Origin of the sequence: Chrysanthemum yellows phytoplasma (assembly GCF_000803325.1) — a bacterium.
GTDB lineage: Bacteria > Bacillota_I > Bacilli_A > Acholeplasmatales > Acholeplasmataceae > Phytoplasma > Phytoplasma asteris.
This window is the reverse complement of sequence record NZ_JSWH01000249.1, coordinates 1-468: the sequence shown is the minus strand read 5'-3', so window position 1 is coordinate 468 and position 468 is coordinate 1. Positions and strand designations below refer to the sequence as shown.

The following is a 468-nucleotide window of genomic DNA, read 5'->3' as shown; positions in this document are numbered from 1 at the left end:
ATTATTTTTTTAGTCTTTGAAACAAAAAAAAGACTAACTATTAAGTTAGTCTTAAAGAATTTTTAAAAAGCAAAAAGTGTCTAAACTTTTGGAACACCTCATAATTTTAAAAGATCATTTTTGTCTTCATCCAAAACAAATAAAGTGGCTTTGATTTGGAATAAAGCATTAACTGGAGGTAAAACTAATTTATAAGCTTCTTGTCCCAATGTTTTTTTAACTGCATCTTTAACTGCTTGAACAAGATTTACTTGGGCTTCGTCTTTATCTTCTTGAGCTACTACTTTTTTTACATCTGTTGGTTGAACAAATTTTGTAGCTTCTTTTTCTAAAGCTTCTTCTAATTTTTTATCTGCTAAAGCTTTTACTAAAGCTTGTTTTTTATTTTTAAACTCATCTAGTAATTTTTTAGTATATTCTTTAACTGTTTCAGTTAATTTTTGATCTAATACAAATGTTTCAACAAAA

1 protein-coding gene is annotated in these 468 nt (G+C 25.6%); it reads right to left on the bottom strand.

The window, feature by feature from the left end; all coding sequences use genetic code 11:
* Window positions 1-98: 98 nt before the first annotated feature.
* The coding region (locus OL66_RS04120; protein WP_034172501.1) for a hypothetical protein at window positions 99-468 on the bottom strand (370 nt) is incomplete at its 5' end.